Below are 1,358 nucleotides of genomic sequence, written 5' to 3'. Positions count from 1 at the left end.
CCGTCGAGGCGGGCGCCCTCGCCCGGCGCCGCGATCGCGGCCGGGATGGTCGCGGGCCGCACCTCGCCAAGCGCATGCAGCGTCCAGGCCTCGGCGAAGCGGGCGCGGCTCTCCAGCCGGAACGCGCCGTCGGCCAGCGTGCAGCGAATCTCGCGCGTCTGCCCCAGCGGCAGCGTGCCGAGGATACGGAACTCCGCCACCTCCAGCGCCGCCGCGTCGGGATGCCGCGCGCGCCCGGCGGCGAGCGCCATGTCGAGCATCGCGGCGGCCGGCAGCACCGCCTCCTCGCCGAGCCGGTGATCCGCGAGCCAGGGCGCGAGATCGGTGTCGAGCAGCCGCGTCCAGATGCCGGGCTCCGTCCCGCGGCGGAAGCCGAGCAGCGGATGCTCCTCCACCGGATCGGTCAGCCTGGCACCCTCGACGGTCGCGGGATGCACGAAGCGCCGGCGGTCGAAGGGCGTGAGCGGGATGCGGCGCGAGGCGGGCCCGGCGAAGATTCGCGCGCCGCGCGGATCGGCGCCGGCGACGAAGGCGCGGTCGACGATCGCCGGGAAGGGATCGCCGGCGTCGCGCTTCGTCGTCGCGCCAGAGGCGCGCCGAGCCAGCGTCCCGATGTTCGCCGCTTCCACCCCCGCTGCGCGCGCCGTCTCGCGCAGGTAGGATTGCAGGACGGGATGCGGCCCGATCTCCAGGAAGATGCGCGCGCCCTGTGCGATCGCGGCGCGCGTTGCCGCCTCGAAGCGCACCGGCTCGCGCAGGTTCCGCCACCAGTACCCCGCATCGGCCGTGGACAGCGCCTCGCCGGTGACGGAGGAGAGCATCGGCAGCGCCGCAGCGCCGCAGCGCAGCCCGTCAAGGTCGCGGAGCAGCGCGTCGCGCACCGGATCCATCGCCGCCGAATGGAAGGCGTAGTCGAGATCGAGCGGCACCACCGCGAAGCGCCGCGCCTCGGCCGCCGCGCAGACCGCGGCCAGCGCCTCCTCCGGCCCGGCGAGCGTCACCGCGCCTGGCGCGTTGACCGCCGCGATCTCGACCTTCGTACCGGCGACCAGCGCCTCCGCCTCCTCGAGCGGCGCGTTCAGCGCGGCCATGCGGCCATGGCCGCGCCGCGCCTGCTGGTGGCGGCTGCGCGCGACGATCAGCCGCGCCGCGTCGTCCAGCCCGAGAAGCCCCGCGGCATACGCGGCCGCGACCTCGCCGACCGAATGGCCGAGGACCATGGCGGGCCGCAGGCCGTGCTCCGCCAGCACCGGGAGCATCGCCGCCTGGATCGCGAAGAGCAGCGGCTGCGCGACATCCGTGTCGGCCAGGTCGGCTGGCGTCACGCCGGCCCCGAGCCGCGCGCGCGGCGACCTGCC

1 protein-coding gene is annotated in these 1,358 nt (G+C 76.4%); it reads right to left on the bottom strand.

The window, feature by feature from the left end; translation table 11 throughout:
* Positions 1-1,325, bottom strand: a 1,325-nt coding sequence (locus L2I40_RS23220; protein ID WP_237217723.1) for an acyltransferase domain-containing protein, incomplete at its 3' end; no start/stop codon positions are given.
* Between the last annotated feature and the right edge of the window lie 33 nt (positions 1,326-1,358).

The sequence above is a fragment of the Falsiroseomonas oryziterrae genome, assembly GCF_021864505.1.
GTDB classification, from domain to species: Bacteria; Pseudomonadota; Alphaproteobacteria; order Acetobacterales; family Acetobacteraceae; genus Falsiroseomonas; species Falsiroseomonas oryziterrae.
This window is presented reverse-complemented; position numbering and strand designations above follow the sequence as displayed.